At 53.7% G+C, this 14,888-nt stretch carries 12 protein-coding genes; 4 read left to right on the top strand and 8 right to left on the bottom strand.

Translation table 11 applies throughout. The features are described from left to right. On the bottom strand, positions 1-3,024 hold the full coding sequence (locus IM282_RS05525; protein ID WP_370553595.1) for an autotransporter outer membrane beta-barrel domain-containing protein: 3,024 nt from the start codon (positions 3,022-3,024) through the stop codon (positions 1-3). A 362-nt stretch (positions 3,025-3,386) separates the two neighbouring features. Here IM282_RS05525 and kefF point away from each other — a divergent pair, with 362 nt between their 5' ends. From kefF to folA, 3 genes are all read left to right on the top strand, one after another. Further along, the gene (kefF, locus tag IM282_RS05530) at positions 3,387-3,917 is read left to right on the top strand and encodes a glutathione-regulated potassium-efflux system oxidoreductase KefF (protein ID WP_023305423.1); all 531 of its coding nucleotides are present in this window, start codon (positions 3,387-3,389) and stop codon (positions 3,915-3,917) included. Continuing rightward, positions 3,910-5,775 (top strand): glutathione-regulated potassium-efflux system protein KefC, encoded by a 1,866-nt coding sequence (gene kefC / locus IM282_RS05535; protein WP_022647016.1) that lies wholly within the window; start codon positions 3,910-3,912, stop codon positions 5,773-5,775. The genes kefF and kefC overlap by 8 nt, the downstream gene beginning before the upstream one ends. A 114-nt stretch (positions 5,776-5,889) precedes the next feature. Then, complete coding sequence (folA, locus tag IM282_RS05540; RefSeq protein ID WP_003856431.1) at positions 5,890-6,369, top strand: type 3 dihydrofolate reductase; 480 nt, start codon at positions 5,890-5,892, stop codon at positions 6,367-6,369. Positions 6,370-6,407: 38 nt separating this feature from the next. On the opposite strand, the gene apaH is transcribed toward folA, so the two are convergent. Genes apaH through lptD form a run of 6 tightly spaced genes read right to left on the bottom strand, consistent with a single transcriptional unit; the run spans position 6,408 to position 13,137 of the window. After that, positions 6,408-7,256: a bis(5'-nucleosyl)-tetraphosphatase (symmetrical) ApaH gene (gene apaH / locus IM282_RS05545; RefSeq protein WP_192970216.1), complete on the bottom strand. Its 849-nt coding sequence runs from the start codon at positions 7,254-7,256 to the stop codon at positions 6,408-6,410. A gap of 4 nt (positions 7,257-7,260) precedes the next feature. Beyond that, the gene (apaG, locus tag IM282_RS05550) at positions 7,261-7,638 is read right to left on the bottom strand and encodes a Co2+/Mg2+ efflux protein ApaG (RefSeq protein WP_003856425.1); all 378 of its coding nucleotides are present in this window, start codon (positions 7,636-7,638) and stop codon (positions 7,261-7,263) included. Positions 7,639-7,641: 3 nt separating this feature from the next. Then, on the bottom strand, positions 7,642-8,463 hold the full coding sequence (gene rsmA, locus IM282_RS05555; RefSeq protein WP_003856423.1) for a 16S rRNA (adenine(1518)-N(6)/adenine(1519)-N(6))-dimethyltransferase RsmA: 822 nt from the start codon (positions 8,461-8,463) through the stop codon (positions 7,642-7,644). Beyond that, on the bottom strand, positions 8,460-9,446 hold the full coding sequence (pdxA, locus tag IM282_RS05560; protein ID WP_022647019.1) for a 4-hydroxythreonine-4-phosphate dehydrogenase PdxA: 987 nt from the start codon (positions 9,444-9,446) through the stop codon (positions 8,460-8,462). The genes rsmA and pdxA overlap by 4 nt, the downstream gene beginning before the upstream one ends. After that, positions 9,446-10,732: a peptidylprolyl isomerase SurA gene (gene surA, locus IM282_RS05565; RefSeq protein WP_003856417.1), complete on the bottom strand. Its 1,287-nt coding sequence runs from the start codon at positions 10,730-10,732 to the stop codon at positions 9,446-9,448. Before surA ends, pdxA begins: the two co-directional genes overlap by 1 nt. 53 nt (positions 10,733-10,785) lie before the next feature. Beyond that, the gene (gene lptD / locus IM282_RS05570; RefSeq protein WP_023299304.1) at positions 10,786-13,137 is read right to left on the bottom strand and encodes an LPS assembly protein LptD; all 2,352 of its coding nucleotides are present in this window, start codon (positions 13,135-13,137) and stop codon (positions 10,786-10,788) included. A 239-nt stretch (positions 13,138-13,376) separates the two neighbouring features. Between lptD and djlA the strand changes: the two genes are divergently transcribed. After that, entirely contained in the window at positions 13,377-14,192 is an 816-nt protein-coding gene (gene djlA / locus IM282_RS05575; RefSeq protein WP_023299305.1) for a co-chaperone DjlA, read from the top strand. Between the two features lie 31 nt (positions 14,193-14,223). Here djlA and rluA read toward each other — a convergent pair whose 3' ends face one another. Continuing rightward, a complete protein-coding gene (gene rluA / locus IM282_RS05580) occupies positions 14,224-14,883 on the bottom strand; it encodes a bifunctional tRNA pseudouridine(32) synthase/23S rRNA pseudouridine(746) synthase RluA (RefSeq protein WP_192970217.1) in 660 nt (219 codons plus the stop codon). Positions 14,884-14,888: the final 5 nt, after the last annotated feature.

Consider the following 14,888-nt stretch of genomic DNA (forward strand, 5'->3'; position numbering starts at 1 on the left):
TTACCAGCGATGGTTTAACAAAATATGACCGCCGTAAGCGGCATAGCTGTTTTCACCCCACTCACCGCTGGCACGCAGGGAGATCGTTGTGGTTTCGTTCAGGTTGCCGGTTACGCCCAGCTCTAACTGACCACGATCTTCTGGCGTATCGTTGCTGACGGTTTCGTCGTTGAATGCCAGATCGTTTTGACCAGCACCTTTCAACCAGTTAACTGCGACGTATGGCTGCCAGGCCTTGACGTCCTTCTGCTGGAAGTAGCTTGCTTTAACGCCAAGACGACCAAAGACGCTGTCATTGTCCAGCGTGGTTACGCGTACGCCGTCGCGATCGGTGTGATTTTCCTGATCGAGATAGCTGTAGATCACCTGCGCCTGTGGCTCGATCTTCCATGTACGTTCATTTTCAGACTGGATAACCCACGCGTGGCCGACTTCAACAGACGCGGCGAAACCTTCGCTATCGTAATCTTCATCGTTACGATTGCTGGTGACTTTGTTGTTGTACCAGCTATAAGCGGCCCAGGTATCAACGTAGCTGCCCAGACGTAATTTCTGATCTTCCTGCCAGGTGGCGTAAAGCCCAACATTGAAGCCATCAACTTTACCCTGTGCGTCACGCACGTTGTGCTTCGCATCAGAGTGGGTCTTCGCCTGGCCTGCACCGAACATACCACCGGCACGCAGGATGCCGTTATCCATTGGCTTGCTCATGAAATCGCTGCCGACTTGCAGAACGGTGGTGGTGGTGTCGTAGCTGACTTTATCGCCACCCGCATCGTTCTCATGATAGCGACCCTTAACGTACATCCATGTGTTCAGATCGTCTTCATTGCGGAAAGTGAGCTGGTCGCGATCGTCGCGCTTATGCAGGAACATGCTCTGCGCGGCAAGGTAGTTACCTAAGTAAGCACCCACTTCAGGTGCCATAACTTCCGGGGCACTGTTACCGCCGTTATCGGTGTTGCCGCCGTTATCGGTGTTGCCGCCGTTGTCAGTGTTGCCGCCGTTATCGGTGTTGCCACCGTTGTCAGTGTTGCCGCCGTTATCGGTGTTGCCGCCGTTGTCAGTGTTGCCGCCGTTGTCGGTGTTACCACCATCATCGGCGTTACCACCGTCATCTGTGTTACCACCGTCATCGGTGTTACCACCATTATCGGTGTTGCCACCGCCGTCGGTGTTACCGCCGTCATCATTATTGCCACCGTCATCGGTGTCGTCGGAAGGATCATCAGAAGGCGTCGCCTTTGATTCCAGATACCAGTTTCCGTCACTGTGCTGGTAGAGGTTATACTCCCAAGCGCCTGCGACGACCGGTTTTGCCAGCGTCAGCTGGGCTTCGGAACTGCCGCCAATGCTGACAATTTCCATACCGTTAAGGGTTTGCGCGCCTGCGCCGCCAATGTTGGTAATGCTGACGCCGGACTGACCGAAGCTGCTGCCCGTAATGGTGAGGTGGTCAGTTGGTGAGTTATCTTCACCCAGAGTGCTGTTCATCACAATCTGGCTACCGTCAGAGCCGGTGTAGTCGCCATTAATCGTAAAATTATTGCCAACGCTATTATCAGCCGCACTCAGCAACAGCGTGCCGCCATTAGCCACGTTGCCGTTGATGGTATCAACACCGGAAGCGCTGAGCGTGGAATTACCCTGGACTGCATTCCATGCCGCCAGCGTACCGCCGCTAAGAATCGCGATATTGTTGTTCACTTCGCCTGCGGTGGCAAAGGTCGCGCCGTTTTCAACGGTAACGGTGGCGTTACTGCCCTTGACGCCGAGCGTTGCTCCGGTGGAGACCAGCGTGGTGCCACCGTGCAGAACCGTATTCCCTGTATAGCTATTTTTGCCTGTCAGGGTCAGCGTGTTGGAATCAACTTTTTCGACGTTACCGCTACCGGTCATGTCGGTGGCGAAAGTGAAATCGCTACCCTGATTAAAAATGACGGTACCATTGTTGGTGAGCCCACCGCTGAGCGTCGCAGTTTTTTCGCCATCGCCCAGTTGCAGCGAGGCGTCTTTGGCCACCCGCGTATTACCGGTATTCGATACCGCACCCGACAGGGTTAACGCGCCAGTCTCTATCAGCAAGGAGTCGCCAGAGCCAATAATGTCGAGATCGCCCGACAGTGCCCAGCTTTCACCCTCCATTTTTACGCTGGCAAAACCGTCGCCTTCATTCAGACCCACGAAGTTACTGTCTTCCGTACCGGTGCCGATCAGAGTGAGAGTGTTTCCCATGGAATTGGTGGAAATAACGTCACCGATAAGAGTGGAACCCGTATCAAGTACCAGGGTGTTATTTTTATTGCTGGCGAACATAATAGCCGCAGTATCGCCACTAATCGTTCCGCTATTCGTAATATCTACTTTTGCCGTATCTTTTACATTAATGCCGTTCTGGGTTCCTTGTACGGTACCACTGTTTAATATCTTTGTATTGCCAGTGCCTAGTGTGATAGCGTCACCGCTTGTACCAATAATTGCACCACTGTTATTAATACCAATGCCAGTCTGAGAACTCAGGCCTGTTTTTCCTTTTATCACTCCAGTGCTGGTGTTGGTAATATTTACTGCTGAGGAGCTTTCACTGACATAAATGCCATTTTCCGCACCGATGATATTTCCATTGTTGTTGAAATCGCCGAGTAATGACTGAATATTCACAGCATTCGCTGTGGTGGAAGAAATGGTTGCACCACTGTCATTGTTAATAACTACACGTTGCGCGCCAGTATTAATATCCAGGCCAGTTCCTGTACCGGAAATATTTCCTTTGTTAGTGACATTATCGATCGCAAACCCAGAGACCGATACCGCCGCTTCACTACCGGCGGAGGAGATCGTCACGTTTTTATTAATAATATATGCAGCATCGGCTGAGAAATCTTGAGGAACAGAAGTTGATTGGTCAATCGTTGCAGAAAATGCAACCGCAGGGGTGCATATCAACAAGGCAGGAAATATCTTTCCAAGAGTTTTGGTTGTATGATTTAATCTAAAGAAATTGTTGCTCATGTACACATCCATTTGAGTGAGAAGGAACATTAGATAACGTGCGTAAAACGTATTTAGTCCGTCTTAAAGCGTGAGCTCAAAACAAAAAAGCATAAAATTATTATTTTTTCAATGGGTTATGTACAGGTTGATTTATTAAATAATGACTTAAGTTTCTCTAAAACTATCTGATGATAATATGAATGGCCATAACTATTTTGTAGGATGAATTTGTCTCGCGTATCGCTCTTCGTGTTTAGCGCCACTGTCGCTGGTAAGGTGGGATGGGTTGCCAATACTTGCGTTTTACTTTTAACCGTTAGATAGCCCCTTTAAGTCGGGGTGGTAACTGTCTACACTCAATGCTACAAGAAAAGTAAAAGACAGGCATATTCATGGTTCTGATAATTTATGCGCATCCCTATCCGCAACATTCGCATGCGAATAAACGGATGCTTGAGCAGGCAAGGACGCTCGAAAACGTTGAGATACGTTCCCTCTATCAACTCTATCCTGATTTCAGTATCGATGTCGCCGCCGAACAGGAGGCGCTCTCTCGTGCCGATCTGATCGTCTGGCAGCATCCGATGCAGTGGTACAGCACACCTCCGCTGCTGAAATTGTGGATCGACAAAGTCTTGTCGCACGGTTGGGCATACGGACATAACGGCAAAGCGCTTCAGGGAAAAAGCCTGATGTGGGCTGTAACCACCGGTGGGGGTGAAAGCCACTTTGAGATTGGCGCTTTCCCCGGATTTGACGTGCTGGCGCAGCCGCTCCAGGCTACCGCCCTTTACTGTGGCCTGAACTGGCTTCCGCCTTTTGCAATGCACTGTACCTTTGTCTGCGACGATGAAACCTTGCAGGCGCAGGCTCGTCACTACAAACAACGCTTACTCGAGTGGCAGGAGGGGCACAATGGATAGCCATACGATGATACAGGCGCTGATTTACCTCGGCGCGGCGGCATTAATTGTGCCCGTGGCGGTCCGTCTGGGGCTGGGCTCGGTGCTCGGCTATCTGATTGCCGGGTGTGTGATTGGCCCCTGGGGCTTTCGGCTGGTGACGGATGCCGAGTCAATCCTGCATTTTGCGGAAATCGGCGTGGTGCTGATGCTGTTTGTGATTGGCCTGGAATTGGATCCGCAGCGGCTGTGGAAACTGCGCGCCTCGGTGTTTGGCGGTGGCGCTTTGCAAATGCTGGCCTGCGGTCTGCTGTTGGGCGGGTTCTGCATTTTGCTGGGGATGGAGTGGAAAGTCGCAGAGCTGATTGGCATGACGCTGGCGCTCTCCTCGACGGCGATTGCCATGCAGGCAATGAACGAACGTAACCTGACGGTCTCGCAAATGGGGCGCAGCACCTTCTCCGTACTGCTGTTCCAGGATATTGCCGCCATCCCGCTGGTAGCGATGATCCCGCTGCTGGCAACCAGCGGCGCATCAACGACGCTGGGGGCATTTGCCTTATCTGCGCTGAAGGTTGTCGGTGCGCTGGCGCTGGTAATTCTTCTGGGGCGCTACGTAACGCGTCCGTTGCTGCGCTTTGTGGCTCGCTCTGGCCTGCGCGAAGTATTCAGCGCCGTTGCGTTATTCCTGGTGTTTGGTTTTGGATTGCTGCTTGAAGAGGCTGGGCTGTCGATGGCGATGGGCGCTTTCCTCGCAGGGGTCTTACTGGCAAGCTCCGAATATCGTCACGCGCTGGAAAGCGATATCGAGCCGTTTAAAGGATTGCTGCTTGGGCTGTTTTTCATCGGCGTCGGGATGTCTATCGACTTCGGGACGCTGGTAACCCACCCGCTGCGCATCATCATTCTGCTGGTGGGTTTCCTGGTCATTAAAATGGCGATGCTGTGGCTGATTGCCCGACCGTTAAACGTGCCAAAACCGCAACGCCGTTGGTTTGCCGTGCTGCTGGGGCAGGGGAGTGAGTTTGCTTTCGTTGTCTTTGGCGCAGCGCAGATGGCAAATGTACTCGATCCGGAATGGGCAAAAGCGCTGACGCTGGCGGTCGCGCTGTCGATGGCCGCAACACCAATTCTGCTGGTGCTGCTGACGCGTCTGGAAAAAACGGGAAGCGAACAGGAGCGAGAAGCCGATGAGATCGACGAGGAGCAGCCGCGCGTGATCATCGCCGGATTTGGCCGCTTCGGGCAGATCGCAGGCCGTTTACTGCTCTCCAGCGGTGTGAAAATGGTTATCCTCGATCACGATCCTGACCATGTTGATACGCTGCGTAAATTCGATATGAAAGTGTTTTACGGTGATGCGACCCGGGCGGACCTGCTGGAATCCGCCGGGGCGGCGAAAGCCGAGGTGCTGATTAACGCCATCGACGATCCTGAGACCAGCATGCAGATGGTTGAGCTGGTTAAAGAGCATTTTCCGCATCTGACCATTATCTCCCGTGCGCGCGATGTGGATCACTACATCCAGCTGCGTCAGGCGGGGGTGGCAGCCCCTGAACGTGAAACCTTCGAAGGGGCGCTCAAATCTGGCCGCATGGCGCTGGAAAGTCTGGGGCTTGGTGCGTATGAAGCGCGTGAACGTGCCGATCTGTTCCGCCGTTTTAATCATGAGATGGTGGAAGAGATGGTGGCGATGGCAAGCAGTACGGCAACCGAACGCGCTGCGGTGTTTAAACGCACCAGCACCATGCTGACGGAGATCATCAACGAAGATCGTAATCACCTGTCGCTGGTTCAGCGCCACGGCTGGCAAGGGACGGAAGAGGGCAAGCATACCGGTGATCCTGCGGATGAACCGGAGAGTAAACCCTCTGCGTGAAGTGGAGTTGCCAGCAATATTAAAAAATTTCTAATTCTTTACCCTGCCGCCAGTCGACGAAAGATTAAGCTTTCCGTATAGTGGCGGCAATTTTTTGCATCCGGGAAATTTTCAATGATCAGTCTGATTGCAGCGCTGGCGGTAGACCGCGTTATCGGCATGGAAAACGCCATGCCGTGGAACCTGCCTGCCGATCTCGCATGGTTTAAACGTACTACGTTAAACAAGCCGGTAGTGATGGGCCGCCTGACCTGGGAGTCGATTGGTCGTCCATTGCCGGGTCGTAAGAATATTGTGATCAGTAGCCAGCCGGGCACTGACGATCGCGTTCAGTGGGTTAAGTCCGTTGATGAAGCCATTGCCGCCTGCGGCGATGCCGAAGAGATCATGGTGATCGGCGGCGGGCGTGTGTATGAGCAGTTCCTGCCAAAAGCGCAGAAACTGTATCTGACGCACATTGATGCGGAAGTGGAAGGGGATACCCATTTCCCGGATTACGATCCGGACGAGTGGGAGTCTGTATTCAGTGAGTTTCACGATGCGGATGCACAGAACTCGCACAGCTACTGCTTCGAAATTCTGGAACGTCGTTAACGGTTTTATCCTCTCCTCAAAGGAGAGGATAAACATCTTCAGGAGGCGACCGCCTCACCCTCGCCTAAGTCCAGCTGTCGGTTGGATGGCTGCACAAAGTAGGTCTTATCTTCCCAGCGTAAGCAGGTTAAATCCCCGCCCCAGCAGCATCCGGTATCCAGCGCGTAGATATTTTCCGGGGTGCCTTTTCCTTCCAGCGATGCCCAGTGCCCAAATACCACGCTGTATTCGTCAGTCACGGGGCCAGGAATGGCAAACCACGGCTTAAGCGGCGCAGGCGCATTTTCTGGCGTATCTTTGCAATACATATCCAGCTGCCCGTTCGGGAAGCAGTAGCGCATCCGCGTAAAAGCATTGGTGATAAAACGTAGCCGCGCCAGGCCGCTGAGGTCATCACTCCAGTTATTCGGCATGTCGCCGTACATCGCATCGAGGAAGAACGGGTAGGAGTCGCTCGCCAGCACCGCTTCGGCGTCGCGCGCGCAGGTTTTTGCCGTCTCAAGATCCCACTGAGGCGTGATGCCGGCATGAGCCATCACCAGCTTTTTCTCTTCGTCAATCTGTAGCAGTGGCTGGCGACGCAGCCAGTTGAGCAACTCATCGGCATCCGGTGCTTCCAGCAGGGGGGTAATGCGATCTTTCGGCTTATTACGGCTGATCCCGGCGTATACGGCCAGCAGATGCAGATCGTGGTTGCCCAGTACCAGCCGCACGCTGTCGCCCAGAGATTTGACGTAACGCAGGACGTCAAGGGAGCCAGGGCCGCGCGCCACTAAATCGCCTGTAAGCCAGAGCGTGTCCTGCCCGGGAGTAAAATCGACCTGTTTTAATAATGCGATCAGTTCATCGTAGCAACCGTGAACGTCGCCAATCAGATATGTAGACATTAGATTAATGAATAAGTGTAGGTACGGCGAGACGGAACACAGGAATAGCAATGCGGAAAGCATTACCGTCGGCATCGACCATTTCGTAATGGCCTTGCATGGTACCCAGTGGCGTTTCAATGACCGCACCGCTGGTGTACTGATACTCTTCGCCAGGGGCGATATGGGGTTGTTCACCGACCACACCTTCACCCTGGACTTCAATTTCGCGGCCATTGCCGTTGGTGATAAGCCAGTAGCGCCCGAGCAGTTGCACAGGCATCCGCCCCAGATTGCGAATGGTTACGGTATAAGCAAAGACAAAACGTTCTTCATCCGGTGTGGATTGGGACTCAATGTAGACGCTTTGAACCTGAACACAGACGCGGGGCGAATCAATCATGGCTTAGCTCTCCTTCGGCGGCGCATTGTCGCTGATGTAATTAGCCAGCTTGCAGTACTGCTCTACGGAAATATTTTCCGCACGCATTGCCGGGTCGATGCCCAACTCAGCTAACACGTCAACGGTAAACAGATTGCCAAGGCTGTTACGAATCGTTTTACGGCGCTGGTTAAAGGCTTCTGTCGTTATACGGCTCAGCACGCGCAGGTCTTTGACCGGATACGGCATCGTTTTATGTGGCACCAGGCGCACAACCGCAGAATCCACTTTTGGTGGTGGCGTGAACGCGGAAGGCGGCACTTCTAATACCGGGATCACATTGCAGTAATATTGCGCCATCACGCTTAAACGACCATACGCTTTACTGTTCGGCCCTGCAACCAGACGGTTAACGACCTCTTTTTGCAACATGAAGTGCATGTCGGCAATGGCATCAGTATAGCTAAACAGATGGAACATCAGCGGGGTGGAGATGTTGTACGGCAGGTTACCGAACACGCGCAGCGGCTGTCCCATTTTTTCTGACAGTTCGCCAAAGTTCATGGTCATCGCATCCTGCTGATAAATCGTCAGCTTCGGCCCGAGGAAAGGGTGCGTTTGCAGACGCGCGGCCAGATCGCGGTCGAGTTCGATAACGGTCAGTTCGTCAAGGCGTTCGCCTACCGGCTCGGTCAGCGCGGCAAGACCCGGGCCGATTTCGACCATGGCCTGGCCTTTCTGCGGATTAATGGCAGAAACGATACTGTCGATCACAAACTGATCGTTGAGGAAGTTTTGCCCGAAGCGTTTACGGGCTAAGTGGCCCTGATGGACTCGATTAGTCATTGAGTATTAACAATCATTTTGATGGCGAGATTAAGCGCCGTGATAAAACTGCCGACATCCGCTTTTCCCTGGCCTGCCAGATCCAGCGCAGTACCGTGGTCAACAGACGTTCGAATAAAGGGTAAGCCGAGGGTGATATTCACCCCGCGACCAAATCCCTGGTATTTTAGCACGGGCAGACCCTGATCGTGGTACATCGCGAGTACGGCATCGGCTTTATCCAGGTATTTGGGCTGGAAAAGGGTGTCGGCAGGCAGTGGCCCGCTGAGGTTCATCCCCTTCGCCCGCATCTCCTCAAGCACCGGAATGATGGTGTCGATCTCTTCAGTGCCCATATGTCCGCCCTCACCCGCGTGCGGATTCAGGCCGCAAACCAGCACATGCGGCTGCGGAATACCGAATTTGGTTTGCAGATCGTGATGCAAAATGCCAATGATCTCACGCAGGAGTTCAGGCGTAATGGCATCCGGAATGGCTTTGATCGGCAGGTGCGTTGTTACCAGCGCAACGCGCATTGCTTCGGTTGCCAGCATCATCACCACTTTCGGGCTGTGCGAACGCTCTTCGAAAAATTCGGTATGCCCGGTAAACGGAATGCCCGCGTCGTTGATTACGCCTTTATGCACCGGACCGGTGATCAGGGCTGCAAATTCGCCCTGAAGGCAACCGTCACAGGCGCGCGCCAGCGTCTCGACAACGTAGTGGCCGTTTTCGATGTGTAACTCACCGGGGACAACAGGTGCACGGAGCGGAACAGAAAGCAGGGTGAGAGTACCAGCCTGCTGCGGTGCGGGCTGTTGGCCTTCAACGTAAGGGAGGAGCGTTAAAGGCAGACCGAGCAAGGCTGCCCGGTCTTGTAACAGTGTTGCATCTGCGCAAACAACCAACTCTACCGGCCAGCTGCGCTGGGCGAGCTGAACCACAAGGTCAGGCCCAATCCCGGCGGGTTCGCCGGGAGTGATCACAACACGATGCGGTTTCATTAGTTGCTCAACACTTTCACGTAAGCGCTGGCGCGTTGTTCCTGCATCCAGGTTGCGGCTTCTTCAGAGAACTTACGGTTAAACAGCATCCGATACGCACGATCTTTCTGCGCCGCGTCGGTTTTATCCACGTTGCGCGTGTCCATCAGCTGGATCAGATGCCAGCCGAAGGAGGAGTGCACTGGCGCGCTCATCTGACCCTTATTCAGCTTCATTAACGCATCGCGGAAAGCTGGATCGTAAATATCCGCTGCCGCCCAACCCAGGTCACCGCCCTGGTTTGCAGAGCCAGGATCCTGAGAGAACTCTTTTGCCGCTTTATCGAAGGTGGTTTTACCGCTCTTGATGTCTGCGGCGATCTGTTCCAGCTTTGCACGGGCCTGATCGTCAGTCATGATCGGAGACGGTTTGAGCAGGATATGGCGCGCATGCACTTCGGTAACCGAAATGTTCTGGCTCTGACCGCGCAGGTCGTTCACTTTCAGAATGTGGAAGCCCACACCGGAACGGATTGGACCGACGATGTCGCCTTTCTTCGCCGTGCTCAGCGCCTGGGCAAACAGGGATGGCAGCTCCTGAATACGACCCCAGCCCATCTGGCCGCCTTTCAGCGCCTGCTGGTCAGCAGAGTAGGTGATCGCCAGTTTGCCGAAGTCATCGCCATTACGCGCCTGCTCAACGATAGCGCGCGCCTGACTTTCCGCCTCAGCCGCCTGATCGGAGGTTGGGTTTTCCGGCAGTGGGATCAGGATGTGGCTCAGGTTAAGTTCAGTGCTGGCATCATTCTGATTACCCACCTGTTTCGCCAGGGCATCCACTTCCTGAGGCAGGATGGTGACTCGGCGACGGACTTCATTGTTACGCACTTCTGAAATCAGCATCTCTTTACGGATCTGATTACGGTAGGTGGCATAGCTGATGCCGTCATAGGCCAGGCGGCTACGCATCTGGTCCGGGGTAATGTTGTTCTGCTTTGCAATGTTGGCGATCGCCTGATCGAGCTGCTCGTCAGAGATCTTCACACCCATTTTCTGGCCCATTTGCAGGACAATCTGATCCATGATCAGACGTTCCAGGATCTGGTGGCGCAGCGTAGCGTCATCCGGAAGTTGTTGACCTGCCTGGCCCGAGTTGAGCTTTACAGATTTCATCAAACCGTCAACGTCACTTTCAAGCACGACGCCGTTGTTAACCACAGCCGCGACTTTATCGACAACCTGTGGGGCCGCGAAGCTGGTATTCGCAACCATAGCGACACCGAGTAGCAGCGTTTTCCAGTTCTTCATACTTTTTCCATTTCAATTAACCGCAAAGCGGATTACGTTGTAAATCAAGCACATTACAATGAACTACGATACGGCAGAATGTTCGAGCGCAGCATCTGCTGCGTGCCCAGACCGTAGTTAGAGCTCAGGCCGCGCAACTCGATATTAAAGCCAATCACGTTATCGTATTTGCCCTGACTGTTTTGCGTATCCCAGCCGTTAAGTTTGCGTTCGTAACCGACACGTATTGCGTAACAGCAGGAGTTATATTGCAGACCCAGCATCTGGTCAGCAGGTTTTTGGGCATTCGTGTCATAGTAGTACGCTCCGACGACTGACCAACGATCGGCGATCGGCCAGCTCGCGGCGGTACCCACCTGTGAAATACCGTCTTTGTATTGGTCTGTATTCGCATAGTTTGGCAGTGTCGCCTGGATATACTCCGGGCTGGCGTAACGGTACGTCAACTGCAACATGCGATCTTCATCACGACGATATTCGATGGCAGCGCTGCCCGTCGCGATATTGTCCAGTCGTGTATCGTACTGAACACCACCGCGCAGACCCCAACGATCCGTCATACGCCAGTAGGTGTCGCCCGCCCATACCAGTGAGCCCGTTTTGTTGTCTTTCTCCCAGTTAATGTCGTCATCACCGGTACGAGACTCGGTGAAATAGTAGATTTGACCAACAGAAACGTTAAAACGTTCAACGGCAGCATCATCATAAATGCGCGTTGTGACGCCGGTCGTTAACTGGTTAGCAGACGCAATACGGTCAAGGCCGCCGTAGGTACGATCTCGGAACAGGCCGCTGTAGTCTGATTGCAGGAAGGACGAGTCGTAGTTTTGAATTTTGCTCTGATCGCGATAAGGCACGTACAGATACTGCATACGTGGCTCAAGCGTCTGGGTGTAACCATCCGCGAGAAGAGCCATATCACGTTCGAAAATCAGCTTCCCATCCATTTTGAATTGCGGAAGCGTACGGTTTACCGACTCTTCAAGATCGGTGCCATAGCGTTTGTTATACCAGTCCAGATTTTTCTGCTGATAGTGGGTGGCCATCAGCTTGGCTTCGGTATTCAGGCTCGCCCAGTCGTTTGACCACGGCAGATTGATCGTCGGCTCGATATGCAGACGCGTTGATTCCGGCATATCCGAGTTGGTGTTGACGAAATGGACCGCCTGAGCGTAAACGTGCGTGTCGAAAGGACCCACATCGTTCTGGTACCAGTTCACGTCCAGCTGCGGCTCTGCACCATAGGTACTACGCGATTGCGTATCAAATACCTGGAACTGCTTGGTCGACACCGTCGCGTCAAAGTTCTCAATGGCGTAGCCCACGCTGAATTTCTGCGTGGCGTAACCGTCGGTACTGGACCCGTATTTAGAGTCGAAGTCGTTGAAGTAATACGGATCGCTGACTTTGGTGTAGTCGATGTTGAAGCGCCACACCTGATCCAAAACCCCGGCGTGCTTCCAGTAGTACATCCAGCGGTGCTTATCACCTTCGCTCGGATGTTCGTCCTGGAACACCTTATCTGATGGCAGATAATCAAACTCCATCAGACCCGCGCCCGCTTTGGTCAGATAGCGGAATTCGTTCTCCCACATGATGTTACCGCGCTTATGGATGTAGTGCGGCGTGATCGTGGCGTCCATGTTGGGCGCAATGTTCCAGTAGTACGGCAGGTAGAACTCAAAGTAGTTCGACGTGCTGTACTTGGCGTTCGGGATCAGGAAGCCTGAACGACGTTTGTCACCCACAGGCAGTTGCAGGTAAGGACTATAGAAAATGGGCACCGGGCCGAGTTTAAAACGGGCGTTCCAGATCTCTGCAACCTGTTCTTCACGGTCGTGGATCACTTCGCTGCCCACAACGCTCCAGGTATTTGACCCTGGCAAACAGGACGTAAACGAGCCGTTTTCGAGAATGGTGTAGCGGTTCTCGCCGCGCTGCTTCATCAGGTCTGCGGTACCGCGCCCCTGACGACCGACCATCTGATAATCACCTTCCCAGACGTTGGTGTCTTTGGTATTCAGATTCGACCAGGCTTTCGGACCTTTCAGGATGACCTGATTGTCGTCATAGTGCACATTACCCAGCGCATCCACCGTACGGACAGGCGCCTGAGCACCTTCCGGCTGCTTCTGGTGCAATTGCACTTCGTCAGCCAGCAGACGGCTGTTTCCCTGGTTAATATCGACATTGCCCGTAAAGGTTGCATTGTCAGGATAATTACCTTTTGCGCTGTCGGCATTAATGGTGACGGGTAAGTCATTCGTATCGCCTTTCACCAGTGGGCGATTGTAACTTGGGACGCCAAGCATACACTGCGAGGCGAGATCGGCTGCGAGCCCCTGTTGGCTGTACAGGGCGGTGCCAATCATTGTGGCCAGAAGGGTGGGGATACGTTTTTTCATACGTTGTATTTTATTGTTCCGTCATCAGTGGCTACGGCTTACAAACGCTCAGAGACTATCTTACTCATCAGCGCAGTACCAGCGTTAATCCTGCCCGTTTGCGCGCCAGAGTGTTAGGCTCGCTATCGAATGACGAGTATGATAATGCAAATTATAGGCGATGTCCCTCAATTGACCGTGGCGCGACCACTGTAATGATGGCGTTGCGTCGGCCAGGAACATGACCATTCGGGGAGTATATGCAGTATTGGGGTAAAATAATCGGCGTTGCGTTCGCAATTATTATGGGTGCCGGATTCTGGGGTGTTGTTCTTGGCCTCATTATCGGCCATATGTTTGATAAAGCACGCAGCCGCAAAATGGCCTGGTTTGCCAACCAGCGCGAGCGCCAGTCACTCTTCTTCTCCACCACCTTCGAGGTGATGGGGCACTTAACCAAATCAAAAGGGCGCGTAACGGAAGCCGATATTCAGGTTGCCAGCGTCTTTATGGATCGCATGAATCTGCACGGCGAATCCCGCGTCGCGGCGCAGAATGCATTCCGGATTGGTAAAGCGGATAACTACCCGCTGCGTGAAAAAATGCGGCAGTTCCGTAGCATCTGCTTCGGGCGCTTTGATTTAATTCGGATGTTTCTGGAAATTCAAATCCAGGCCGCCTTCGCGGATGGCTCTCTGCATCCGAATGAACGGGACGTCCTGTATGTGATTGCTGAAGAGCTGGGCATTTCCCGCATGCAGTTCGATCAGTTCCTGCGCATGATGCAGGGTGGCGCGCACTTTGGCGGCGGTTATCAACAGCAATCGTCCGGTGGCGGCTGGCAGCAGGCGCAGCGTGGCCCTACGCTTGAAGATGCCTGTAATGTCCTCGGCGTGAAGCCCTCTGACGATGTCACGACCATCAAACGCGCCTATCGTAAGCTGATGAGCGAGCACCATCCGGATAAGCTGGTGGCGAAAGGCCTGCCGCCTGAGATGATGGAGATGGCGAAACAGAAAGCGCAGGAAATCCAGAAAGCCTACGAGCTGATTAAAGAGCAGAAAGGTTTTAAATAAAAAAATGGCCCGACAGTGTCGGGCCATTTTTTCAGAAGTCCACCGGGGCTTTGAACGTCATGGCGTTGTAGAAAGCAGGGTGGGTGATGGTGAGCGTCTGCGCATGCAGTTGCAGGCGCGGCGCTAACGCCAGCGCTTCCGGCGGCGCATAGAATCTGTCACCCAGAATCGGGTGACCCATCGCAAGCATATGCACACGCAGCTGATGGGAACGCCCGGTAATCGGCTTCAGCAGGACGCGCGCGGTATTATCCGGCGCGTACTCCAGCACTTCATACTCGGTCTGCGCAGCCTTGCCGGTTTCATAACACACCTTCTGCTTTGGCCGGTTCGGCCAGTCGCAAATCAGCGGTAAATCCACCAGCCCTTCCGCCTGCGCCGGATGGCCCCACACGCGGGCGACATACTGCTTCTTCGGCTCGCGCTCGCGGAACTGACGCTTCAGCTCACGTTCTGCCGCCTTATTAAGAGCCACCACAATCACGCCGCTGGTCGCCATATCCAGACGATGGACAGACTCGGCCTGGGGATAATCGCGCTGGATACGCGTCATCACGCTGTCTTTATGCTCTTCCAGACGCCCCGGCACGGACAACAGACCGCTCGGCTTGTTAACCACCATAATGTGCTCGTCCTGATACAGAATGACCAGCCACGGATCCATCGGGGGATTGTAGGGCTCCATTACCATTTTGC

The organism is Enterobacter cloacae complex sp. P29RS, assembly GCF_014893445.1.
Classification (GTDB): domain Bacteria; phylum Pseudomonadota; class Gammaproteobacteria; order Enterobacterales; family Enterobacteriaceae; genus Enterobacter; species Enterobacter intestinihominis.